The organism is Amycolatopsis eburnea (assembly GCF_003937945.1).
Classification (GTDB): Bacteria; Actinomycetota; Actinomycetes; order Mycobacteriales; family Pseudonocardiaceae; genus Amycolatopsis; species Amycolatopsis eburnea.
In genome coordinates this window covers 590,663-613,107 of record NZ_RSEC01000058.1, presented here as the reverse complement: position 1 = coordinate 613,107, position 22,445 = coordinate 590,663, and the positions used below count along the sequence as shown (strand labels likewise).

28 protein-coding genes are annotated in these 22,445 nt (G+C 70.8%); 11 read left to right on the top strand and 17 right to left on the bottom strand.

Annotation, left to right across the window (positions count from 1 at the left end; translation table 11 throughout):
• Window positions 1-225: 225 nt before the first annotated feature.
• The 5 genes from EIY87_RS28305 to EIY87_RS28285 all read right to left on the bottom strand — a co-directional run bounded on the left by EIY87_RS28305 (window position 226) and on the right by EIY87_RS28285 (window position 3,764).
• On the bottom strand, window positions 226-1,458 hold the full coding sequence (locus tag EIY87_RS28305; RefSeq protein ID WP_125312894.1) for a hypothetical protein: 1,233 nt from the start codon (window positions 1,456-1,458) through the stop codon (window positions 226-228).
• Window positions 1,376-1,909, bottom strand: a complete 534-nt coding sequence (locus tag EIY87_RS49290; RefSeq protein ID WP_404800112.1) for an RNA polymerase sigma factor — start codon at window positions 1,907-1,909, stop codon at window positions 1,376-1,378. Before EIY87_RS49290 ends, EIY87_RS28305 begins: the two co-directional genes overlap by 83 nt.
• 148 nt (window positions 1,910-2,057) lie before the next feature.
• Window positions 2,058-2,354 carry a putative quinol monooxygenase gene (locus EIY87_RS28295; protein WP_125312892.1) on the bottom strand — a complete coding sequence of 99 codons (297 nt, stop codon included), beginning with the start codon at window positions 2,352-2,354 and terminating at the stop codon, window positions 2,058-2,060.
• Between the two features lie 21 nt (window positions 2,355-2,375).
• Window positions 2,376-2,699, bottom strand: coding sequence for a Sec-independent protein translocase family protein (locus EIY87_RS28290; protein WP_125312891.1), 324 nt, complete (start codon window positions 2,697-2,699; stop codon window positions 2,376-2,378).
• Window positions 2,700-2,762: 63 nt separating this feature from the next.
• Window positions 2,763-3,764: a ferritin-like domain-containing protein gene (locus EIY87_RS28285; protein WP_125312890.1), complete on the bottom strand. Its 1,002-nt coding sequence runs from the start codon at window positions 3,762-3,764 to the stop codon at window positions 2,763-2,765.
• Between the two features lie 374 nt (window positions 3,765-4,138).
• Between EIY87_RS28285 and EIY87_RS28280 the strand changes: the two genes are divergently transcribed.
• Window positions 4,139-5,035 carry a hypothetical protein gene (locus EIY87_RS28280; protein WP_125312889.1) on the top strand — a complete coding sequence of 299 codons (897 nt, stop codon included), beginning with the start codon at window positions 4,139-4,141 and terminating at the stop codon, window positions 5,033-5,035.
• Between the two features lie 55 nt (window positions 5,036-5,090).
• Window positions 5,091-6,827: an autotransporter outer membrane beta-barrel domain-containing protein gene (locus tag EIY87_RS47765; protein WP_158641372.1), complete on the top strand. Its 1,737-nt coding sequence runs from the start codon at window positions 5,091-5,093 to the stop codon at window positions 6,825-6,827.
• A gap of 58 nt (window positions 6,828-6,885) precedes the next feature.
• On the opposite strand, the gene EIY87_RS28265 is transcribed toward EIY87_RS47765, so the two are convergent.
• Both EIY87_RS28265 and EIY87_RS28260 read right to left on the bottom strand, forming a co-directional pair.
• Window positions 6,886-7,089, bottom strand: coding sequence for a PP2C family serine/threonine-protein phosphatase (locus tag EIY87_RS28265; protein WP_158641371.1), 204 nt, complete (start codon window positions 7,087-7,089; stop codon window positions 6,886-6,888).
• Window positions 7,090-7,279: 190 nt separating this feature from the next.
• Complete coding sequence (locus tag EIY87_RS28260) at window positions 7,280-7,780, bottom strand: DUF6292 family protein (protein ID WP_125312887.1); 501 nt, start codon at window positions 7,778-7,780, stop codon at window positions 7,280-7,282.
• A 515-nt stretch (window positions 7,781-8,295) separates the two neighbouring features.
• On the opposite strand from EIY87_RS28260, the gene EIY87_RS28255 reads away from it, so the two are divergent.
• Window positions 8,296-9,147, top strand: a complete 852-nt coding sequence (locus tag EIY87_RS28255; RefSeq protein WP_225440075.1) for a formate/nitrite transporter family protein — start codon at window positions 8,296-8,298, stop codon at window positions 9,145-9,147.
• Window positions 9,148-9,353: 206 nt separating this feature from the next.
• Window positions 9,354-10,220, top strand: a complete 867-nt coding sequence (locus EIY87_RS28250) for an SAM-dependent methyltransferase (RefSeq protein WP_125312886.1) — start codon at window positions 9,354-9,356, stop codon at window positions 10,218-10,220.
• 151 nt (window positions 10,221-10,371) lie between these two features.
• Here the strand turns inward: EIY87_RS28250 and EIY87_RS28245 are convergent, their stop codons facing one another.
• From EIY87_RS28245 to EIY87_RS28220, 7 genes are all read right to left on the bottom strand, one after another.
• The gene (locus EIY87_RS28245) at window positions 10,372-10,701 is read right to left on the bottom strand and encodes an ATP-binding protein (RefSeq protein WP_158641370.1); all 330 of its coding nucleotides are present in this window, start codon (window positions 10,699-10,701) and stop codon (window positions 10,372-10,374) included.
• Window positions 10,702-10,817: 116 nt separating this feature from the next.
• Window positions 10,818-11,210, bottom strand: a complete 393-nt coding sequence (locus EIY87_RS47760; RefSeq protein WP_158641369.1) for an STAS domain-containing protein — start codon at window positions 11,208-11,210, stop codon at window positions 10,818-10,820.
• Window positions 11,207-13,318 (bottom strand): transglycosylase domain-containing protein, encoded by a 2,112-nt coding sequence (locus EIY87_RS28240; RefSeq protein WP_125312884.1) that lies wholly within the window; start codon window positions 13,316-13,318, stop codon window positions 11,207-11,209. Before EIY87_RS28240 ends, EIY87_RS47760 begins: the two co-directional genes overlap by 4 nt.
• Window positions 13,319-13,325: 7 nt before the next feature.
• On the bottom strand, window positions 13,326-13,784 hold the full coding sequence (locus EIY87_RS28235) for a hypothetical protein (RefSeq protein ID WP_125312883.1): 459 nt from the start codon (window positions 13,782-13,784) through the stop codon (window positions 13,326-13,328).
• A gap of 75 nt (window positions 13,785-13,859) precedes the next feature.
• Complete coding sequence (locus EIY87_RS28230; protein ID WP_225440074.1) at window positions 13,860-14,318, bottom strand: nitroreductase family deazaflavin-dependent oxidoreductase; 459 nt, start codon at window positions 14,316-14,318, stop codon at window positions 13,860-13,862.
• Entirely contained in the window at window positions 14,315-15,505 is a 1,191-nt protein-coding gene (locus tag EIY87_RS28225; RefSeq protein ID WP_125312882.1) for an FAD-dependent monooxygenase, read from the bottom strand. The genes EIY87_RS28230 and EIY87_RS28225 overlap by 4 nt, the downstream gene beginning before the upstream one ends.
• An 18-nt stretch (window positions 15,506-15,523) precedes the next feature.
• A complete protein-coding gene (locus EIY87_RS28220; RefSeq protein ID WP_125312881.1) occupies window positions 15,524-16,081 on the bottom strand; it encodes a TetR/AcrR family transcriptional regulator in 558 nt (185 codons plus the stop codon).
• A gap of 110 nt (window positions 16,082-16,191) precedes the next feature.
• Between EIY87_RS28220 and EIY87_RS28215 the strand changes: the two genes are divergently transcribed.
• The 6 genes from EIY87_RS28215 to EIY87_RS28190 all read left to right on the top strand — a co-directional run bounded on the left by EIY87_RS28215 (window position 16,192) and on the right by EIY87_RS28190 (window position 20,046).
• Window positions 16,192-16,872: a response regulator transcription factor gene (locus tag EIY87_RS28215; RefSeq protein WP_191984292.1), complete on the top strand. Its 681-nt coding sequence runs from the start codon at window positions 16,192-16,194 to the stop codon at window positions 16,870-16,872.
• On the top strand, window positions 16,869-18,230 hold the full coding sequence (locus tag EIY87_RS28210) for a sensor histidine kinase (RefSeq protein ID WP_125312879.1): 1,362 nt from the start codon (window positions 16,869-16,871) through the stop codon (window positions 18,228-18,230). Before EIY87_RS28215 ends, EIY87_RS28210 begins: the two co-directional genes overlap by 4 nt.
• A complete protein-coding gene (locus EIY87_RS28205; RefSeq protein ID WP_125312878.1) occupies window positions 18,227-18,427 on the top strand; it encodes a hypothetical protein in 201 nt (66 codons plus the stop codon). The genes EIY87_RS28210 and EIY87_RS28205 overlap by 4 nt, the downstream gene beginning before the upstream one ends.
• 4 nt (window positions 18,428-18,431) lie before the next feature.
• Window positions 18,432-18,647 carry a hypothetical protein gene (locus EIY87_RS28200; RefSeq protein WP_125312877.1) on the top strand — a complete coding sequence of 72 codons (216 nt, stop codon included), beginning with the start codon at window positions 18,432-18,434 and terminating at the stop codon, window positions 18,645-18,647.
• The gene (locus EIY87_RS28195) at window positions 18,644-19,342 is read left to right on the top strand and encodes a winged helix-turn-helix transcriptional regulator (RefSeq protein ID WP_125312876.1); all 699 of its coding nucleotides are present in this window, start codon (window positions 18,644-18,646) and stop codon (window positions 19,340-19,342) included. The genes EIY87_RS28200 and EIY87_RS28195 overlap by 4 nt, the downstream gene beginning before the upstream one ends.
• 62 nt (window positions 19,343-19,404) lie before the next feature.
• Complete coding sequence (locus EIY87_RS28190; RefSeq protein WP_125312875.1) at window positions 19,405-20,046, top strand: DUF4142 domain-containing protein; 642 nt, start codon at window positions 19,405-19,407, stop codon at window positions 20,044-20,046.
• A 10-nt stretch (window positions 20,047-20,056) separates the two neighbouring features.
• Here EIY87_RS28190 and EIY87_RS28185 read toward each other — a convergent pair whose 3' ends face one another.
• Entirely contained in the window at window positions 20,057-20,389 is a 333-nt protein-coding gene (locus EIY87_RS28185; RefSeq protein WP_125312874.1) for a hypothetical protein, read from the bottom strand.
• Between the two features lie 172 nt (window positions 20,390-20,561).
• Between EIY87_RS28185 and EIY87_RS28180 the strand changes: the two genes are divergently transcribed.
• Entirely contained in the window at window positions 20,562-21,056 is a 495-nt protein-coding gene (locus tag EIY87_RS28180) for a MarR family winged helix-turn-helix transcriptional regulator (RefSeq protein ID WP_125312873.1), read from the top strand.
• A 10-nt stretch (window positions 21,057-21,066) separates the two neighbouring features.
• On the opposite strand, the gene EIY87_RS28175 is transcribed toward EIY87_RS28180, so the two are convergent.
• Window positions 21,067-21,489: a DUF6292 family protein gene (locus EIY87_RS28175; protein WP_125312872.1), complete on the bottom strand. Its 423-nt coding sequence runs from the start codon at window positions 21,487-21,489 to the stop codon at window positions 21,067-21,069.
• On the bottom strand, window positions 21,489-22,397 hold the full coding sequence (locus tag EIY87_RS28170; RefSeq protein ID WP_125312871.1) for a cytochrome c oxidase assembly protein: 909 nt from the start codon (window positions 22,395-22,397) through the stop codon (window positions 21,489-21,491). The genes EIY87_RS28175 and EIY87_RS28170 overlap by 1 nt, the downstream gene beginning before the upstream one ends.
• Between the last annotated feature and the right edge of the window lie 48 nt (window positions 22,398-22,445).

Below are 22,445 nucleotides of genomic sequence, written 5' to 3'. Positions count from 1 at the left end.
TGCTGGTGAGTGACGGCGTCCACTCGTTCGGCCGCACCTCGCCCGGGGTAGCTGGGCCCGGCCCCGAAGAACCGGCGTCCCGTGGGGATTTCGCGTCGTCAGAGGAGCTTCGACAGGGCCACGGGGCGCTCGCCGCCGAAGTGGTGGCCGATTCGGCCAGGCCAGCAGCGACGGGCCTCAGCGGGTGAGGACTCCCCACCGGGTCACGAGGTCCCCACGTCCCGTTCACGGGTGCCGGATCAGGGTGGCCTGAGTGGGAGTCACCGGGAACCACAGGTCCCGCCGCAGGATCCAGGTACCGTCCGGGGTCAAGTGGACGGTGCCGAGGTTGATGACAGCCGCGGTGCCGGGGAATCCGCCGGCGACGATCCGGTCGCCCTCGCGCAGCACGCCGGGGCCGGCGGTGACCGTCGTCTGCTTGCCGGGGCCGGTGGTGAGACTGACCGGACGACCGGCGGTCGCCGTCCTGGCGCTCAGTCCTGATGTCCGCAGCATCGTCAGGTCGGTGCCGGCGGAGGCGCTGGTGCCGCCGCTGGTGACGACGCCGATCAGTCCATCGTGGAGCGTCAGCAGGTCGCCCGGTTGCGCGTCCGCTGCACCGGTGACCGTGAAGGTGCCGTCGAGACGCGGAGTCGCGGTGACGGCGCGAGTAGCCGGATCGTCGGCGGCCGCGGCCAAGGAAGCGATACCGCGTTCCCCGCGGTCGCCGAACGCGAGCTCGGTGTTCCACGCCGCTGCCTGAGGCGGCAGGTCCACGGTGAGCAACCCGTCGCGGGACGAGGCAGCGGTGCCGGCGATCTCGTGCTCCACGGCGCTGGTGCCGAACCGGGCGGTCGGCATGCCCGGCGCGACCAGGGCGACCGCCCAGCTGCCAGGGGCTTGGTCCCCGGGCGCCGGCCTGGAGACGACGAAGCCGTAAGCCGCCGGGGCGGGTGCGCTCGTGGAGACGGTCACCTGGGCCCGCACCCTCAGCGTCGTGGTGTCCGGCGTGCCGGTGGTCGACGGCGTGGTCATGAAGCCCAGCGACGTCCTTCCGGCGGCGTCGTCGCGGCGCAGGACGACCAGCGTCGCGTTCTGCCCGCCGAGCGGACCGGCGTAGAGCACGGCGGCTTCCGATCCGGGCGCTGCGGCGGGGCTGGCGTTCGCCCAAGCCAGCTTCGCGCGGCCGACGAGCGCGGTGTCCCCGGTCAGCGGGCCACGCGCCGGCCACTGGGTCACGGCCACGGGCTGGGCCGGGGCTTCGCCACCGCTTGGGGCCGTCGCGAGCGCGGCGGCACCGCCGGCCAGGACGACCGCGGTGACCGCGACTCCCGTCAGAGTCCGCCGCCGTCGTCGTGCCCGCGTCCGCAGCACCCGGTGCGCGACCGCGGCGGCCTCACCGGCCGCGGGGCGGGGTGGGGAGACGGCCGCGAGCTCGGTCCGCAAGAGTGTGGCGAAGTCCGGTGGGTGCTGGTTCATCGTCGTCCCTTCGACGTCGGCGTCGCCGGGGTCTGCGGGGACCGTGATTCGGCTTCCCACAGCTCGCGTAGCCGCTGCAGGCCACGCGAGGTGGTCGACTTGACCGTGCCGGTGCCGCAGCCGAGCAACCGCGCGGTGTCCGCTTCACCGAGATCGAGGTAGAACCGGGCGCCAGCACGGCCCGCGTCCGCGGCGGCAGCCGCAAGAGCAACGTCAGCATGTCGCTGCGCCCGGCCCACGCCTCCGTGGCGTCGGCGCCGGCCCGGGGGATCTCGGGTACCGGTGGTTCCCGGCGGGTGCGGTCGCGGTGGCGCAGGAAGACCCGGAACAGCGTCCGGCGGGCGTAGGCGCCGAGGTGCTCGATATCGCCGCGTCCGACGTGCCGGACCAGCTTCAGCAGGGTGTCGTGCACGACGTCACCGGCCTCATCTCGGTTGCCGGTCAGCACCATCGCGTAGCGCAGCAGTTCGCCGTAGTGCTGCTCGACGAACACCTCGAACCGCTTGTCCGACCTCGGCAACATCCGGCCCCTCTCGACCTTGACACCCACTACAGAGCCGGTGGACGTGCCGAAAGGTTGCTTCGCCGAGGAGCGACGGTCACGTCAGCGCGATGACGTCCACGGGGCGGATGTCCGGGTCGGCCGCAAGCAGGTCTTCGGCGACCTGTCCGAGCGCGACCGGGATCTGCCCACCGAGGTGGGCTTGGCGGGCTTGCTCGGTCTCGAAGGTGTCGAAGATGCCATAGGTGGTGTCGTCGATCTTGAACGCGTACCAGGTGACGGTCCCGGTCTCGGCGGCGGCGAGCGCGCGGCCCTGCTCGAGGAACGCGGCGAGCTCATCGCCCTTGCCGGGCTTGGCTTTGAGGGTCGCGAGAAGTCCACGGTCGACAGTCATGGGCAGGTCCTTTCGGTTGTGTCAGGTGGCTTCCATGTCCACACCGGCCGCTCTCCTGCTCGGCGACAGCTCCGGAGTGGACGGCGGGTCGAGCACGAACCGCGTCAAGGCGGTGCGGGGATCGAGATTGCGGAGCTGGTTGAGCTCGCCGAGCGGCTTGCGCAGCTGCTCGAACTCGGGGCCGATTTCGCTGCTGATCTGCTCGTGGGCGTTCGCGAGGGCGTCCTTGGCCTTCTGCGCGGTCCTGCGGACGGTCGCGATGGCGCCGGGCAGGCGTTCCGGGCCGAGGATGAACAAGGCGGCGACCAGCAGGACGAGCAGGTGTTCCGGGCTGAGTCCGAGCATGGTGCCTCTCCGGCGACGGGGGTGCGGGACCGCCCCGACGGCGGTCCCGCACCCCCTGGCGGATCAGTTGGCGGCGCTGGTGTTCACGTCGCCGTTGACGCCCTTGGGGAAGAACCCGCCGGACTTGGCGGCCTTGTTCGTCAGGTACACGATGTTCAGCACCTGGCCGGGTGAGCGACTGTAGGCGATGCCGTTCGCGTCCGTCGGGACGATGTTGGCGTTGCCGTGGCTGTCGATGACGCCCTGGTCGTCGTCGGCCGGGCCGTCGAGGCTGTCACGGGCGTTGGACAGCTTGACACTGGCCTCCCGCAGGTCACGGCCCAGCAGACCGAGCCCCAGGATGCCGTCGGTGTGCTGGTAGAGCGCGCTGCGGATGTTGCCCGCGTGGTACGCCTCCACGGCCAGGATCCCGGCCGCGGCTTCGAGGTAGGTCTTGTTGCTGATCAGCGGCGCCGCGCCCTTGTAGGCCGTCACGCCGACGTCCTCGAACAGGAACGCCGCGAGCAGGAAGTTCTCCTCGCACGCGAACGCGTCGAAGCTACGCCCCGGCTTCACCAGACCGGCAGCCTGCGCGGCGGCGGTGAAGCTGGACTGCAGGTCGATCGCCGGCCGGCTGACCGCGGCCGAGCCCAGCGCCGAACGCAGGAACTGCACGTGCGCCTTCTCGTCACCCGCGATCTCCTGGGCGTACTGGCGCGCCGCCTTCGTCTTGAACTTCACCGCGCGGCCGCCGGTGACGCCCCCGCGGGTGCCGGTCCCGGTGGTCATCGAGTCGGCGAGGCCCTTGCCGGTGACGGCGTGCAGGTAGAACTCGGCTTCGAGGTACTCGAGGTTGAGGGCGAAGTTGAGGACGGCGCCGTCGCTGACCTCGGCGGACGCGGCAGCTGCCGCCGCCGTGGGCCGGGCCGTAGCGGCGGACGCGGTCCCGGTGGCGAGCCCGCCGAGCGCTCCCGCGCCGACGACGCCGAGCCCGGTCATCCCGGCCGCCTTGAGGAACCGGCGCCGGTCCTGGTCGTTTTCCGCGCTCCGATTGATCATCGACGCGGCATAGCGCTTGCCAAACACGGACGAACTCCTCCCCGCCCGCGCGCGAAGGCGGCGGGCGACACCCACCACCGGCTCCCGGCGCTGGGGGATGGATCCTTCGTGGACAGTTCACGTTCGGGGCCGATCACGGCGCGGATGGGTCGATTCCCCAACCGGGTGGCCGACGGCGAACAGGGCCCGGCGACCAAGAGTGGCCAACCGGGTGACTGCAGTCACCGCAGGAGTGATTTCCGCTTTCGCGGCAAGAAAATCGGCGAGTTTACCCGCTACTCAGTGGTAGCAAACCTTATTGGAGTGAAAGAAAAAACTTCGATCTACCCCCAATCCGGTGATGGCCGACGGCCCGAACTACGACTGACAGTGAAGTCCACACTCGAAGGGGGGTGAGATAGATGGATACTTCCCTGACGGACGACACACCGGCCCGGCACCCGCTGCTTCTTCGGGTGCTGGTCGTGGCCGGTGCGTTGTTCGGGTTCACCCTGCTGGCCTTGGCCGTGTCGGAGGCCGCGGACGCGTCCGAGGGTCCGCCCCCGGATCGGCCCGGGCTGCTTGATCACGTCGCGAGCACGGCTCACGGCGTGCTCAAGCCGGTCGAACCGGTGCTCAAGCCGGTCACCAAGCCCGTGCAAGAGGTGACGTCGCAGGTGGCACGGGTTGTGAAGCCGGTGACGAACGGGCTCGAGCCCGTTCTCGCGCCGGTCACGCGACCGGTGCTGCGCGCGGCGGAGCCGGTATTGTCGGCCTTGCGGCCGGTCACCGAGCCCGTGCTGCACGCGGTGTCCCCGGTGACCTCGCCGGTGCTCCGGGCCACGGCACCCCTGACCGAGCCGGTGGTGCGGGCGGTCGGAGCCGAGCACGCGGTCTCGGCGGTGACCGGGCACCCGGAGAGCCAACAGCCGGCGAAGCCCGCGCCGCGTGAAGACATCGCGTCTTCGCCGAGCGTGACCGCGCCTGCCGGGGGCGGTACTCCGGTGACGGTCACCTCGACCGATTCGCAGCGTTCGCGTGTCGTGCACGCTGCTGTCCGGTCGGCTGCCGGCCATTCCGGTTCGTGGATCGGTGTCGCCGATCCACTGTCCGGATCCGGTGGCGGCGGGCTGCCTGCTGACGTCTCCGGCGTGAGCGGGGCGATGTCGGCGGGAGCCGGTGCGCAGCACGGCGGTGAGTTCGCCGTGACCGCTGCCGGTTCGGGCATACCGGGTACGGATCGCACGTGGCGGGCACCGCCCGCCGGCGCGTGGTCGTTGCACTGGCTGGAGTACTACGGCAACGACCATCCGAGCTGACCAACCCCTTCCACCTCAAAATCCACATTGGACAGAGAGCTAGGAAAGGGAAGTCATGCACAAGTACGTGCGACGCGGCCTGACCGCCGCGTTCATCTCCGGCGGGTTCGTCCTGCTGGGTTCAGCGGTGGCCAGTGCGGACACCGGGAACTCGGGCCCGCTGGGCGGGCTCGGGAACACCCTGCACTCGGTCGTCTCCGGAACCGCCTCCGGCGGTAACGGCGGCGACTCGGGCTCCGGCGGGAACGCGAGCAGCAGCAACAACGCTGTCAGCGGGAACTCCGGCAACTCGGGCAACTCCGGATCCACCGGGCACAACAGCGCTTACGGCGTCTGCGTGCTCGCGAAGTGCAGCACCTCGGTGTCCTCGGGCAACTCCGGGAACACGGGCGCGACCGGCTCGACCGGCGACGCCTCGAACACCAGCACCACCACGGGTGGCAACTCGGGTAACGCCGGCAACGGCGGGTCCGGGACCGCGGCGTCCTCCGGCAAGAACACCGCCGGTGGGCACTCCTCGCGTGGCGGGATCCTCGGTGTCGTGGGTGCCGTGACCGGTACGGCCAAGGGCGGTAACGGCGGCAACTCCGGCGACGCCGGGAACGCCACCAACTCCAACACCGCGACGTCGGGGAACTCGGGCAACTCCGGGAACTCCGGCTCCACCGGCGGCAACAGCGCCTACGGCCTCTGTCTGCTGGCCCAGTGCTCCACCACGGTGACCTCGGGCAACTCGGGTGACACCGGCGCCACCGGCTCGACCGGCGACGCCTGGAACACCAGCACCACCACCGGCGGCAACTCCGGCAACGCGGGCCACGGCGGCGACGCCACCACGGTCGCGTCCGGCCAGAACTCCGCCATGAACAACGGTGGGCACAGCTGGGGCTGGAACCGGCACGAGCAGGGCGGCCGCACCGGCGTCCTGGGTGTCGTGACCGGCACCGCCAAGGGCGGCAACGGTGGCAACTCCGGCGACGCCGGGAACGCCACCAGCCGCAACAACGCGGTGACCGGGAACTCCGGCAACTCGGGCAACTCGGGCTCCACCGGCGGCAACTCCGCCATCGTGTGGACGCTCGGCGGCCAGGACAAGGGCCGCGGCCACGGCGGGCACCAGTACTGCGGTGGCAACCACGGCAGCACCTGGAACCACCACGGCAGCTGGAACCACGAGGGCACGAAGTCGCACGCCACGGTGACCTCGGGCAACTCGGGTGACACCGGCGCCACCGGCTCGACCGGCGACGCCTGGAACACCAGCACCACCACCGGCGGCAACTCCGGCTCGGCGGGCAACGGCGGCGACGCCACCGTGGTCGGCACCGGCCAGAACTCCGCCATGAACAACGGTGGGCACAGCTGGAAGCGGCACGAGCAGGGCGGCCGCACCAGCGTCCTGGGTGTCGTGACCGGCACCGCCAAGGGCGGCAACGGTGGCAACTCCGGCGACGCCGGGAACGCCACCAGCAAGAACAACGCCGTGAGCGGCAAGTCCGGCAACTCGGGCAGCTCGGGCTCGGCCGGCGGCAACACCGCCGTCACGTCGACCCGCGGGCACGAGCAGCAGGGCCGCCACCACGGTGGCTGGAACCACGAGAACGGCACGAAGTCGCACACCGCGGTGACCTCGGGCAACTCGGGTGACACCGGCGCCACCGGCTCGACCGGTGACGCCTGGAACGACAGCACCACCACCGGCGGGAACTCCGGCTGGGCGGGCAACGGCGGCGACGCCGGCGTCATCGCCACCGGCTGGAACACCGCCGCGCACAGCCCGCACACCGTCTGACGGACGCGGGCAGAACACCGGGCGGGGCACTGGGAAACCAGTGCCCCGCCCGCTCTCGTTACGCGCCCTCGGCGGGAATCCGGATCGCAAGGAGGGCAACGTCCTCGTCCGGATCCGGGCAGGCCAACCGGTCGGCAAGCTCGGCCGGCAGCTCCGGCAGCGGCCGGGCTCCGTGCACCGCCAGCAACCGGGGTCGCCCGACGACCCGAGCATCGGCGCCCTGGCCGGACTGCTCGACGAGACCGTCGGTGTAGATCAGCAACACCGCGGGCCAAGCCGAGCTGGTTCCTCCGCTGCCGTGCCGGACCTCTTCGCATTCGCCCTCTTCGGTGACCGGACTCGCAGCCCGGAGCCTTCTTCCTCTACATCGGCATCAATCCAGGAACAGCTCGCAGAGGACCCTTCCGGCAGGAGCACGGGGGTGAAGGCGACGCAGCCTCGGGCTCTGCGCCTCAGCCAGGGCTGGGGCCGCACACGCGAACGCTGCCGGGCGGCAGCGCGATGACCGCGTAAGGGCGAAGCAAATCATCGAGACCGGCCGAAGCCCCGCGCGCGGGGCTCCCACCCGCGCGCTCGCCGGTCACGACCTCGTCGACGAACTGCGCCACCGATGCCGGGGCTGGGACCAACGGGTCGCCGAACCGTGCCAGGGACTCGGCCGATCGCTGTTCGCTGTGTTCGAGCAGAACTTCCCAGCCATCCGCGGCCGACCAGACCAGCAGCAGGTCCCGTCCGGGATGACGCGGGGATTTGCGGCGCAGCGCCAGGTAGGCAGCCGGGGGGTCGAAGTCCCGGGCGGTGCCGCCCGGAAGCACGCCCACCGCCTCGGAGACCGCGCGGAGGTACCCGGCCAAGCCGACCTCCCACGACTGAAGTCCGCGCTGGAGCACCTGCTTCCCTTCCGGTTCCAGGCCGTGGTTCCGCGAACCGAACAGCGGACGGATGTGCCGCATCCGGCCACCGCGTCACAGTTTGCCGGACGACCGGCCGGACGAACCTGACGAAAACCTTGCGATTCGGATCGCGGCGCGCCGGCCGCACAGCCGCTACCGAAGGAGAGCGCTGATGTTCGATTTCACCGAAAGGATCAGCATCGCGGCACCACACGCAGCGGTCCCGGTCGGCGCCGCTGCGCGACGCCAGGGGCGCGGTCGCGAGCGCGGTCCGCTTCGACACCCGGCGGCTCAGCCCGAACAGGGCCTCCCGAGAGCTCGCTGGCCGCGGCACGCGCCTACGCCGACGCGATCGGCGCTGCCATGGTCGGACCGACCCTGTCGGCACTCAAGAACGGACGCGACCCGCTTTGCCCGTTTCGAGGCGATTAGGTGATCTCACCGTGATCGGATGCCGACGTGCGGTTCCGCTCATCCAGCCGTGATGGCGAGGTCATCGGCACGCATCAGGCAACAGTTCGACTGGTCAAGTGATCACGTGATCGCCACAGTCGATGCCGCCACGAGGAGCAAACGTGCCCGTTCCGATCTCGGAAGCCCTCACCGCCCAAGCCGACTCCGCCCGGAGCAAGATCGCCGAGCTGCGACGGCCCGGACGGTACTTGCTGAGCTCGGCACTGGCTGGCGCCTACATCGGCATCGCCGTGGTACTGCTGCTCGCCGTGACGGGTCCGTTGAACGCGGCGCAGTCGCCGTGGACGAAGCTCGTGCAGGGGCTGGTGTTCGGGATCGCGTTGACGGCGGTGGTGTTCGCGGGCGCCGAGTTGTCGACGGGCAACATGATGACCATGGTCCAGGGTGCGCTCGCCCGCCGACGGGGTGCCGGAGCCGGGCTCGCCGTGATCGCGGGGTCGTTCGTGGGGAACCTGGCCGGTTCGGTGGTGTTCGCCTGGCTGGTCCACGAAAGCGGGATCTTGCAGGCCGGTGCGACGCCCGGGCACGCGGCTCCCGCGGCCGCGCTGCTGGCCGCGACGGTGAAGGCGAAGGCCGCGGAATCGGCCGGGATGCTGTTCTTCCGTGGTGTGCTGTGCAACTTCCTCGTCTGCCTCGCCGTCTGGATGGCGGCCAGGACGAAGTCGGACGGCGCGAAGCTGGCGCTGATCTTCTGGTGCTTGCTGGCCTTCATCGGCTCCGGGTTCGAGCACGTCGTGGCCAACATGACGGTGTTCTCTCTGGGCATGTTCGAGGACGTCCCGGGCGCCGCCGCCGGGGCCTTCGCGCTCAACCTGGCACTGGTCGGCCTGGGCAACCTGGTCGGTGGCGGCCTGCTCGTCGGCGCGGGCTACGGCTTCCTCGGCCGGAGCGCCCCGCCCGCCGCGGACGTGCCGCGCGCGGCCGACAAGCCGCTCGAAGCAGCTGCCGTGTAGTTCAGGCGCGGATACGGTGCCAGGGGCGTACGGTTGGACCACCAGGACCACCCTGCTCGAGGAGGACGGCGTGCCCGGTCTGGTCGACGCGATCGGTCTCATCGTGGTATTCCTCGTGCTCGCAGGGGCACTCCGGCTCGCGCACCGCCGGCTCGGCGGTAAATGAATCCCCGGCGCCACTCTGTCGTCGACACCGGGAGCAGACCATGCCGCAGGGCCCGGAGGGAACCGCGCTCGGACCGATGGTCATCGTCGCCGCGGACCAGCACGAGACTTCGCCGCTGATCACCGACGACCTCGCCCGCAGGATTCTCCCCGCGGCCGGCCGGGTCACCGTCGCGCTGACCGCGTGGCGGCCGATCCGGAGGCTCCTCTTCTCGGCGACGGAAACGAAGATGCCGGGCCTGTGGGCGAGCATGTTGTGCCGTAAGCGGTTCATCGACGACAAACTGTCGGCGGCCACCGAAGCGGGCATCAAAGCGGTGGTCATCCTCGGCGCGGGCTTCGACACCCGCGCGTACCGGCTTCCTGCACTCCCCGGCGTCCCCGTGTACGAGGTGGACCTGCCCGCGAACATCTCCCGCAAAAAGGCCGCCCTGCGGAAAGCCTTCGGCCGGGCACCCGAGGCCGTCACGCTGGTTCCCGTCGACTTCGAAAACCAGGATCTGGCCGAAGAGCTCGGCAAGCATGGGTGTCGGCGGGATCAGCGGACCTTCTACGTCTGGGAGGCCGTGACCCAGTACCTGACCGAGGCCGCCGTGCGCCACACCCTCGAGACGCTGTCCGCCGCCCCGGTCGGCAGCAAGCTGGCGTTCACCTACATCCGCCGGGATTTCCTCGACGGAACCGAGACGTTCGGCGCCCAAGCCGCTTACGACGAGTTCGTGGTGAAGCGCCGGCTGTGGCATTTCGGGCTGAACCCCGGCGAGGTCGGCGCCTTCCTGGCCGAGTACGGCTGGCAGGTGGTCGAGCACTGCGGCCCGGCCGAGTTCACCGACCGCTACCTCCGGCCGAACGGACGCACGCTCCCCGTGTCGGAGGTCGAACGGTCCGTCTTCGCCGAACGCCGCTGACGCGGCTCGGACTGCGCCGAGCTGGGCAGTGACCGGGACTACTGCTCGTCCGGCGGCGAGGCGGCGATGTCGGCCACCGGTCTGCTGGTGAACCGGATCCGCGTTCCCTCGGCGGAGCGTTCGACCACGAAGTAGAGCCCGGCCGCGCGCATCAGGTCAAGCCCGAACCCGCGGGGAACCGGCCCCCGCCCCGGTTCCCGCCAGGTTCCCGCCAGGTTCCCGCGTCCCGGACCGTCAGCTCGATGTGGCGCGCCCCGACAGCCGATTGCTTCACAGAGGCGGTGACTTCGATCTGTCCGGGGTGGGGCAGCAGCGCCGAGTCCACGGGGACGCCGTAACCGTGTTCGATGCTGTTGCTCACCGCTTCACTGACAGCGAGCACGAGGTCGTCCACCTCGTCCTCCGGCCAGCGGTGCGCCCCGAGCCAGTCCCGGAACCGGCTCCGGGCGACGGATGGGGAAATCCAGTCGGCGGCGAGCACGAGTCGGAGAGCCGGGCCGGCGCGGAACGGTCGCGCCGGCCGCCGGTTGACCGCGTCGTCTTCCTGCCCGGATGTCGATGGCACCGGTTCGTCACCTTTCCTTCGACCAGCACGTGTCACCCGGCGAGCGCATCGCTCACCGCGTGGTACAGCGCGAGCACCTTGTCGAGCCCGGTGATCTCGAGCGGGCCCGGCACCGGCCGGTTCCGGTCGACCACGACGCGCAGGGTCCGGTAGCCGGGCACCATCGCGGCCAGTGCCGCAGTGTCGAACAGCAGGCGCAGGCCGGGCGCGCCCAGGAAGCCGACCGCGGTCAGGTCGACGACCAGCACGCGGCCGCCCAGCTCGGCGAGCGCCCAGGTTACGGCGCCGCGCAGCCGGGCCGCGGTCAGGCCGTCGACCTCGCCCGTGAGGGTGAGCACGACGGCGTCATCGTGCTCGTCGACCGCCAGAGTCAGCAGTTGCTCCTGCGCGGGCCCGGGTGGCGGGCTCACGCCGTCGCCGGTCATCGCGCCCTCAGGTAACGGGGGTCGGCCGGGGGAACGGGCTGGTCCGGTTCTCCCGCGAGCAGCCGCTCCATCGCGTGGAAGTACGGCGGCGCAGCGACCGTCCCGCCGAAGGCCCCGTGCCCACACCGGCCGAGATGCACCGGCGGCCCCGGGCACACCGTCCGTGGTGTCGGGCCATCGGCGAACACCAGCGAGGAGACGGCGAAGTCGTTCACGCCGCCGACGAAGGCGACCGACCTGCTGTCCTGCGTCGTGCCGGTCTTGCCGAAGTCCGGGCGGTCCCACCCGGCGGCCCGGGCCGCGCGCGCCGACGTGCCGGAGACGGTGTCTTCGCTCAGCCCTTGGCGCAGCGTGTCGGCGAGATCCTTGGGGACGACGCGTTCGCACGGTTCCCCCTCGAGCGGGACCGGAGCGCCGTCGCGTCCGGTCACCGCCAGGATCGGGTCCGGCGGACACCAGACGCCGCCACTCATCAGCGTCGCCGACACGTTCGCCAGCTCCAGCGGGCTCACCGGGCTGGTGCCGAGGGTGAACGACAGCAGTCCGCGGAAGTACTCCGCTTGTGGCTGGTTGTAACGGGGATCCTTCGAACGCACGTCTCCGGGATCGGTGATCGGCGCGCCGCCCGCGGCGTTGGTCGTGAGGGTGCGGCGGAGACCGAGCCGGCGGGCCATGTCGAGCACTACCGGGACGCCGACGCGCTGCTCGAGCCCGACGAACGCTACGTTGGGTGACGTGGCGAGGGCGTCGGCGAGCGTGATCGGATCGGGGTAAGTACCGAGGTTGGTGACCGGGTAGCAGCTCGTGTGCCGGTCTGCCCCGGGTGGCGTGAAGCAGCCGCTGTGCGGATTGGGCAGCGGTGTGCGGAGTCCGGCCTCGCCGGCTTCGAGGGCCGCGGCGGCGGTGAAGATCTTGAAGACCGAGCCGGCGCCGAAGGGATCGCTGACCCCGCCGACGACGTCCGTGGATCGCTCGCCTTCGTCGGCGTCGACGCCGTAGTCGCGGTTCGCGACCATAGCCAGGACCTCGTGCCGCTGCTCCCCCGGGCGGATGACCGCCATGGTGCCGGCAACCCCCGGTTCGCGGGTGTGCACGTTCTTCGACACGGCCTGTTTGGTCACCTCGGCGACCTTCGGGTCCAGGGTGGTGCGGACGGTCAGTCCCGCGGTGGCGAGCCGGTCCGGCGTGAAGCCATGTCTTTCGAGGTAGTCCACCGCGTACGCGCAGAAAAACCCGGCCTCGGGCTTGGCGCTCAGGCAGTTCGGGGCCGGCGTCCGAGGGCCGCCGGGAAGTACACCCAGTGCGGCGGCTTTCGCCTCGCGTGCGGCGGAAACGGGAAGCGAGCCCGCATCGGCCATCGCGTCCAGGACGACGTCGCGCCGGGCCTTGGCCGCGTCCGGATGGGCATAAGGGTCGAAGCGGGACGGGCTGTTCACCATACCGGCGAGCAAGGCCGCCTGCGGGACCGTGAGCTTCGCGGCGCTCGTCCCGAAGTAGGCCTCGGCCGCGGCGGCGACCCCGTAGACCGCCCGGCTGAACTGGACGACGTTCAGGTACGCGGCCAGGATCTGGTCCTTGGTCATCGCGCGATCGACCTGAACGGCCAGCTTCGCTTCCCGGAGCTTGCGGGCCACCGAGTTCTCGCGGTCGCGCTGCTGCGCGGCGGGGTCGCCGCGGTGCACGACATTGATGAGGAAGTTCTTCACGTACTGCTGCGTGATCGTCGAGGCGCCCTGGGTGTCACCTCCGGCGGCGTTGTTGACCACAGCCCGGAGCACGCCCCGCGGATCGACCGCTCCTTCGTCGTAGAACCGCCGGTCCTCGATGGCGATGATCGCCGCCTTCATCGCGGGCGAAATCCCGTCGGCGGTGACCGGGAGCCGGTACTGGTCGTACAGCACGGCGATCGGGTGGCCGTCGCGATCGGTCACGGTGGTCGTCAACGGCGGTTTCTCGGCCGCGAGATCGGCTTCGATCGCCGCGACCGAGTCACCGACCTGATTGGACAGCAGCCCGGCACCGAGGGCCGGCGGCGCCAGTACGCCGGCCAGCAGGACACCGGCAACCGCGTACAACCCGGCCAGCCGTGCGGCTCGGAATCGACGCATCCGCGGTTCAGGCGCTGCGCTTCATCGGCGCCAAGGCGCGCTGGTCGGCCTCTGCGGCGGCGGTCTCGTGCCTGTGCGCCGCGGCTTCGTCTCCGGCTGCCCGGGCTGACTGCGCGGCGGCTCGTTCGTGGTGGGCTTCCGCGCGGCGGATCGCCGCGAAGGACTCCTCCACCAACCGTGCCCACTGTGGAGTGTGGCGCGGGTACCGCCGCGCTTCACCACGAGCCTCGGCGGCCGCGGCCAGCTCCTGGTACGCCATCGCGTGGCAGTCGGCGACATCCGCGAGCCAACGCTGCTGCTTGCCCCGGTAGAGGCCGTCGGAGTCGGCTCCCGTCTCCAGCTCGACCGCCAAGCTGCGGTGTGTTTCCGCGGCTTCCCAGACCCGTTCCGCGTCCAAGCGCAGCCGGCGGACCTCCGGAAGCTCCCAGGTTCCGGAGGTCTCCTTCACCGCTACGTCGGTCGTCATGTCGTAATCACCTTCTTCTTCCTCGCTCGGGTTCCACCCTGACACGGGAAGAAGAGGTTTCAACTGACGACTGCCTTACGATCGCGGCCGCAGCCCGACCAACGGTAGTTGCCGCGCCATCCGGCGACGGGCGAGGTCGCTGCCGTCGTAGCGCCACTTCAGCAGCTTCCCCAGCGCGAACCGCACGACCGGCCCGGCGAACCGGTTGCGGTGCTCGTAGCCGGCGATGACCGCGACGGCCTCCTCTTCGCCGAGGACGCGATGTGCGGCAGGGAACCGGCGCCGTCCGACGACCACCTCGACCGGCGGCCGGACCTCGATGTTGCGGAACCAGTCGGCTCCGGCACCCAACCCGGCTACCACGACGTATTCGTCGCCGCTCCCGCCGACGACTTCCAGCACAGTGCGGTACATCCGCCCGGAGCGCCGCCCGAGGTGGGTCAGGCAAAGGAACCGGTGACCGAGCAGCCAGCCGAAACCGTTGTCGTACAAGCGGACCGGCGCGCGGAAGACGAACCTGGCGACCCGGTTCACCGCGCAGCTCCGGCGGCGGAACGACGGAGGTTCGTGACCACCGCGGTGGATTTACCCGCGAGCACCGCGGCGACGTAGCGGTCGACCACCGGCAACCGGGACAGCCTCAGCGCCGCGCGACGGATCCCCAGCTGGAGCGGGCTTTCCGGCAGGAACCAGCGGGCACTCCGCCGCGCCACTGCCTGCTTCTCCTCGGCCACCGGCCGCATCAGCCGCTCGTATTCGGTGAACGCTTCGGTGATCGAACGGTTCTGCAGTTGTTCGCCGAGGACGAAGGCGCCGGCGACGCCGAGGGACGCGCCCTGCCCGGCGATCAGAGAGACAGCGGAGCACGCGTCGCCGGCCAGTATGACCCGCCCGCGGCTCCAGCGGGGCATGACGATCTGGGCAACCTGGTCGTAGTACACGGCCTCGCTCGGCGGGCACCGCCGCAGCGCGCGGGGAACGAGCCAGCCCAGCGAACCGTATTCCTCGCGCAACGCCGTCCGGGTGTCTTCGGGGAGCCGGGGGTCGTCGGTGCGGTGGACGGCGAAGGCGGCGACCCGGCCGTCGCGCAGGCCGTAGAACCCCATCTGACGGCCGATGGTGTCGGTGAGGCAGAACCGGTCACCGATCGCGTGGTGGATCTCGGGATCGGTGAACACGAACGCCGCGGTGTGGAACCCGAGGTACCGCTGGAAATCGCCGTCCTCGCCGAACACCAGCCGACGCACGGCGGAGTGGATCCCGTCGGCGCCGACGAGCACGTCCGCCTCGATCACCTGGTCACCGGCGGTCACCCGCACCCGGTCGCCCAGGTCCTCGACCGCCGTCACCCCCGCGCCGAATCGCAAGTCCACTGTGGGCGGTAGATGCTCGCGCAGCGCCTGTTCGAGGTCGGGGCGCATGATGCCGCAGAGCCGGTCCCGCATAGCGCGGGCGAAGGTCGTGTACCGCGCTGACGCGCGGCGGCGGCCTTGTTCGTCGAGCAAGCTCGCCTCGTCCACCCGGTAGGCCAGCTCCCGGATCCGCGGCAGCACTCCCAGCTCCTCGGCGGCGTCGAACCCGGCACCGAAGAAATCGATCATGTACCCCTGCTCACGGGGCGCCGGGGCCCGCTCCAGCACGACCACCTCGGCACCGTCACCCGCGAGCTTGTTCGCCACCGCCAAGCCGGTGATCCCGGCCCCGCACACCGCGACTTTCACTGCTTTGCCTCCTTCGTTTCAGACCAGCCGTCGCAGGACGGCGGCCGCTCCGGCCGGGGCGTCGTCCGGCGCCACCGCGCGGTGCATGACCAACCCGTCGATCGCGGCGCCGAGCACCGCGGCCGTTCCCTCGGGGTCGGCGACCCCGCACTGCCGGAAACGAGCGCCGATCACGCTCTTGAGGTCGGCCAGGACCGCCGCGATTCCCGCGCGCAACGTGTCGTCCCGCGTCGCGGCCAGATAGCCCTCGACGAACAGCAGCGACATCGGGTCGGTGCCGGTGTACTGCTCCACCGCCGTCACCATGGCGTCGACCACCTCGTCCGCAGTGGCCGCCGCGCCGAGCGCGGGACCCAGCTCACCCGCCACCGCGCGCATCGCCCCCAGCACCGCTTCCACCAGCACGGCTTGCACGGACGAGAAGTGGTAGTGCACCACGCTCGGGGTGACACCGGCCCGCTCGGCCAGCACCCGGGTGCTCACCGCCGTCCACCCGCGTTCCGGGATCAGCTCGGCAGCGGCGGCAAGCAGTCGCTGCCGGACCGCTTCACCGCGAGCAGCGGACGGAGACCGCATCGCAACCTCCATCAGGGCGATCGCCCTGAACAGTCGTCCTACCCTTACCAGAGAAGGCTAGCACAACTATTCGTCTATGCAACAATTTGACTGCTGATAAGGTCTTGAAGATGCCGACGCGGGTACTGCTCGTCGAAGACGACGCCATGATCAGCGAAGCCTTGAGCCTCGCGCTGGAAGACGAAGACTTCGCGGTGACCACCGCGGCCACCGGCGAGGACGGCCTGGAGCTGCTGGAGTCCACGACAATCGACGTCGTGCTGCTCGACCTCATGCTCCCGGGCATCGACGGGCTCACCGTCTGCCGGTCGGTACGCGAACGCGGCGACCTGCCGATCATCGTGATCACCGCCCGCACCGACACCCAGGACGTCATCGCCGGCCTCGAAGCCGGTGCCGACGACTACGTCACCAAACCCCTGGTCGCGGGCGAGCTCGCGGCCCGCATCCGCGCGCTGCTGCGCCGGGCGTCCCCGGAGCGGCCGGCCCGGGTCAGTCTCGGCGGGCTCGAGATCCGTCCGGACGAAGAGGCCGTCCACCGCGACGGCGTCCCCGTGCACCTGACCCGCACCGAATTCCGGCTGCTGGCCGAACTCGTCGCGGCCGAGGGCAAAGTCGTCACCCGCGAACAGCTCCTGCAGCGCGTCTGGGGCCACGACTACTTCGGTGACACCCGCCTGCTCGACGTCCACATCAGAAGACTGCGGCGCAAGGTCGAACCCGATCCCGACGCACCCAGCCTGGTGCTGACCGTGCGCGGCAGCGGCTACCGCATCGCCCCCGAACTGTGATCCGCCGCCTCTCGCTGCGCTGGCGGGTCGCGGCGGCCTTCGGCATCGGTCTCGCGCTGGTGATGACCATCCTCGCGGTCGCGACCTGGAACCTCACCACCGGCTACATGCTCGACCAGCGCGAGCAGAGCGTCACCCGCCAGTCCGAGGTCAACGTCCGCCTCGTCACCACCGCGCTGGCCGAACACGCCGACGACCTCGACGAACTCCTCACCGGTCTGGCCACCGGCCCCGACTCGTCCATCCTGCTGTCGCGCCCGGCCGGCTGGCTCACCAGCGGCCGGCAAGTCGATCCGGCCATCGTGCCCGGCGGCCTGCTGGAGCAGGCCCGGCACGGCGTGTCCGCCCGGCAGCGGTTCTCCGCCGACGGGATTCCCGTGCTGGGCGTGGCGACCCCGGTCGGCTCCGACGCCGTCTACGTCGAGCTCTATCCGCTGCTGGAGCTGGACCGCACCTTCCGCTACCTCAGCACCCTCCTCATCGCCGGCACCGTCGTCGCCGCGCTCTTCGGCGTGGGCCTCGGCGCCTGGACCGCCCGCCGGGCGTTGCGCCCGTTGACCGCCTTGACCGCGGCCGCGTCCCGCGTCGCGCGCGGAGACCTGACGGCGCGGCTTCCCGACCAGTCCGACCCCGATCTCGCCCCCCTGGCCACCAGCTTCAACACCACTGCCGGCAACCTGGAACAGCGCGTGCGCCGCGACGCCCGGTTCGCCTCCGACGTCAGCCACGAACTGCGCTCACCCCTGACCACCATGGTCAACGTCACCGAGGTGCTCGAACGCCGGCAGGAAGCCATGCCCGCGACGGCCCAGCGAGCCCTGCGGCTGCTGCGCGCGGAACTGCGACGGTTCCAGCGGATGGTCGTCGACCTCCTCGAGATCTCGCGCGCCGACCAGGACGAAGCCGACAGCACCGTCGAACTGGTCGACCTCGGCGAGCTGGTCCGCAACATCGTCGACAGCCGGCCTGGCTGCGACGTACGCATCGAGACCGAGCCTGACACTCCGCTGGTCTCCGCCGATCGCCGCCGCATCGACCGCGTGGTCGCCAACCTGCTCGATAACGCCGACCACTACGGCGGCGGGGCCGTCGCGGTCACCGTTCGCCGCCACGACGACCACGCCCGCATCGAGGTCGACGACGCCGGCAGCGGAGTGCCGCCCGCGTTGCGCGAACGCATCTTCGAACGGTTCGCCCGCGGCCTGCACGCCGCCCGCCGCGACCAGGACACCGGCAGCGGCCTCGGCCTGGCGATCGTCGCCGACCACGTCCACCGCCACGAAGGCCGGGTTTGGGTCGAAGACCGTCCCGGCGGCGGCGCCCGCTTCGTCGTCGAACTCCCGGAGGCCACGACATGAAGATCGCTCTCGCCCTGCTGGCCGTGCTCTGCCTGGCCGCCTGCGGCGTGACCACCGAAGACGAGCCGGAACCGATCACCACGCCGGTTCCGACCGCGACCCCGACGGTCACCAGCAGGCCCGCGACACCGACGCCCTGCCCGCCCGAATCGTCAGCCAGTCGTCAGGTGCAGCCGCCGCCGTCGCCCACAGAATGAGGGCATGAGCGTCGAAACCCACCCGGCCGACTCCATCACCGACGAGGTCAGCACCTGGCTGACCGGCGAATTCGCCTCAATGCTGCCGGCGTCCGACATCACCGCGATCGTCCGGTCGGCCCGAACCGACCTCGAAGGCCAGATCGTGCCCGAAGCGATGGGCGAGATGCTGCACCGGCTGGCCCGGTTCCGCGTCCTGCGCACGCTCGAGCGCTCGTGACGGCCTACCGCCAGCACTGCCCGGTCGCGAGCGCGACCGAAGTGCTCGGACACACGTGGACCTTGCTGGTCGTCCGCGAACTGCTGCACGGCAACAGCCGCGTCAGCGAGATCGCCCGTGGGGTGCCGGGGATGTCGTCGGCGCTGCTGGCCCGGCGGCTCAAACAGCTCGCCGAAGCCGGCGTCGTGACGCGGCTCTCGTCCACCGGTGAAGGACGCTTCGCACTGACTCCCGCGGGCCGTGATCTCGCGCCGGTGGTCGAGCAGCTGGGCCGCTGGGGTCGTCGGTGGCTGCCGCCACCGCGCAGCGGCGACCTGAAGCCGAACCTGCTGCTGCTCGACATCTGCCGCGGGATGGACCCGGCCCGGCTGCCCCGAGAGAAAGTCTCGCTGCATCTGAGATTCGCCGAAACACCGCCACCGCGGTGGTGGTGGCTCGTCCTCTCCCCCGAAGGCGCGTCGGCCACCGAAACCGATCCCCGCCTGCCCACGGCGGCCCGGATCGACTGCACCGTTTCCGCACTGGCCGGCGTCTGGCTCGGCCACCGGACCTGGCGGGAAGCACTGGACGACCGGGCGATCCGGTTCGAGGGAACTCGCGAAGCGGTCCGGAACACGATCGGCTGGCTCGGTCGCAACCGGTTCACCTTGTCGGTTTCCGCATCAAACAGATCGATGGCACAACAGTTTGACTGAACCAGCCGCTCCCGGGAGCCGTGTTTTCGAGAGAAGACACCGAACTCCCCTGGAGGCCGACGATGAAGTCCCGGAAACCGTGGCTCGCGCTCTGCGGCGCGCTCGCTCTCGCCGTGACGGCCTGCGCGCCACCCAACGCCCAGGTCGTGACGGCTCCCCAGGCGCCCGCAGTGCCCGGCCAAGCGGCCGCGGCCCCGCCTGCGACGCTCACCGAAGCGAACCTCACCGAGACACCGTTCGGGCCGATCAGCCCCACCGGACGGAAGCTGCTGACCATCGTGGAGCAGACCAGCCTGCGCGAAATCACCACCTCGAACTGGGCCATCGAACGCTCGGCCAACCCCGCCGTCCAGGAGGCCGCCCGGGTGATCATCAACCAGCACAAGGACCTCGAATCCCGCGACACGGACATCAGCACCCGGATGCACCTGACCGTGCCGACCCAGCCGGCCCCGGACATGCAGGTCGGTATCGACCGCATGCGCGGGGAGTTCGGGGAGGAGTTCGACCGGGATTACGTCAACACCTTGCGCAAGGCGCACGCCGAGGCACTGATCCTCGTCTCGACCGTTCGCGCCGACACGCGCAACTCCTTGGTCCGGCCGTTCGCGGACCTCGCGGGCGACTACATCAAGACCCACATCAACCTGCTGGAGAAGACCGGCGACGTCGACTACGCGCAGCTGCCGGTGCCGAGCTTGTGAAGCCGCGGGGTCAGCGGCGGTACGGCGCTCCAGGCGCCGGCTGCCACACCCCCGGCCGCGGCCGGTACCCGGTGGGCCTCGCTGCGGGCGGTCGCGGCCGGCGTACCACCACGGGCCTCGGCTGCGGCCGCGGGTGCCGGACCGGCGCCACCGGGCCGGGCCGGTTCGCCCACGAGTCGAACACGACGATCAGCCCGGCGAACACCGCGACGACGAGTCCCACCGGCACGCTGACCAATGCGGCCACCATGCCGGCGACGAGCAGCATCGGCAGCACCGCGAGCAGGCAGTACGGGTCGATCGGCCCGAACATCCGCCGTGGCGCACCCTTACGCCGGCTCATGGGCGTTCCGCCGGAATATGTTTCCTCCACTCATTGTTGCAGTATGCAATACTTTGCGGCCTCGTGCCAGTGAGGTCGATCACCCGGACCTTCCGGATGAATCAGACACCTCGCCGCGACACTCGCCTGGTTGATCGGCGCGCCCAAGCCCCCATCGGGCACACTGGTGGACATGCCTCGCAGCTCCCCTGCCCTCGACGCGACGGACGTCGACGCTGTCACCGACGCCGTGCTGACCGCCTCCCGTCTGCTGGTCGCCGTGTCGGCGCGGTCCATCGCCGCCGCCGGTGACGCGATCACGCTGCCGCAGTTCCGGCTGCTGGTGGTCCTGCAGACCCGAGGCCCGCTCAAGCACGCCGACCTCGCCGAGTACCTGCAGGTCACACCGTCGACCGCGAGCCGGATGGTCGACCGCCTGGTCACCGTCGGCATGGTCGATCGCCAGCACAGCACCGTCTCCCGGCGGGAGATCGTGCTGGCATTGACCCGTGAGGGCACGAAGGTGGTCCGCCAGGTGACCGCGCGGCGCCGCAAGGAGATCGCGAAGATCGTCGCCCGGATGCCCGATGAAGTCCGCCACGGCCTCGTCGACAGCCTCACCGCCTTCGCCGAGGCCGGCGGCGAACCTCCCGCCTCGACCGTCGCCCCCGAAGCCGTCTGGACCTGATCGCGACCGGCTACAGCCGCGGCGCTTCTCGCCCGACGGCGTAGCCGGACAGGAGCTCGGTGAGCCCCGGCCCTTCCTTGGGCAAGGACGGCGCCGAACGACCACCCTTGCGACGTCCGGCGAGCACCTCGCCGACGAAGCTCTCGACCTCGGCCGGCGCCGGAACGACCTGCGTTCCCAGCCGGGCGACCACCGCCGGCGGGTCGTGGAGGGTGCTTTCCATGCAGAGCTTCCACCCGCGCCGGGACGACCAGATGAGGATCAGGTCCCGGCCGGGGTGGTCGACGCACCGAGCGGGTAACGCGAGGTAGGCGGCCGGATGGTCGCCCACCTCCCAGGCCGCGTCGGACCAGGGCACCGCCACAGCCGCCGCGACCGCTCGCACGTAGCCGGCCAAGCCGAACGCCTCGCGCGATGCGTCGTGATCGAGCATCATCGTCCCCCTTCGCGGGCGGCGAGCCTGGCCAGCATGGCGTTGTAGGATCGCAGTGCTTCCTCGTCATCGTCGACCGCGGTGCCTTCGCCGAGGTCGAGGGCCGACCGGCGAGCCGACTCCAGCCACGTTCCCAGGTCGTCGCCGCGGTCCATGGCCGACATCCAGCGGCCGATGACGAACACCGCCAGCGCCGCCATCAGCGCGTCGCCGCCCACCCACATCGCCGCGCCGCCCCAGTGCAGGTCCTCCACCAGTCCAGGCCCCCAATCGCGGACGACGGCCGCGTAGGCCGGGAACGGCTCGCTCGGCGTCATCATCAGCACGACGCCGACCACGGCGTCGACGACCATCGCGCCGAACAACACGACCAGCCGGGCGAGATGGGACAGCGGCGGACGCCCTGGCCGAACTCCGACCAAGGGCAGCAGCAGGAGCAGCCCGGACCCGAGGTAGAGCAGCTCTTCGATGCCGTGCACGAGCGGCGAGATGAGCGCGTGCTGCAGGAACGGGGTCAGGTGGGTTCCGACGACGACCGCGGTGTAGCCCGCGAAGCCCACCGCCGGGTGCGTGACCACCCCCAGCGTTCGCCCGGCTCGGCGCAGCCGGCCCTGGACCAGGTCGAACGGACGACCCAGCAGCAGCAACGCCGGTACCACCATGATCAGCAGCAGATGCTGGGCCATGTGCATCGAAAACAGGACGTCGCTGTAGGCGTTCACGGCGCCGCCGATTGCGAACACCGCCAGCCCGATGCCGGCCAGGAACGTGCCGGTCCGGCCCCACGGCCACCCGGGTCGCCGGACCGCGGCGACGAGGTAGCCGGCCGCGATGGCACCGAGCAAGATCACCGCCGGTACCGGCAAGTCCCATTCGGTGAGCAGCGCCGACCAGGTCAGCGGGGGCATCGCACCCCACTTCCTCGGCGCTCGCACCGCGAGAGCACAATTGCCATA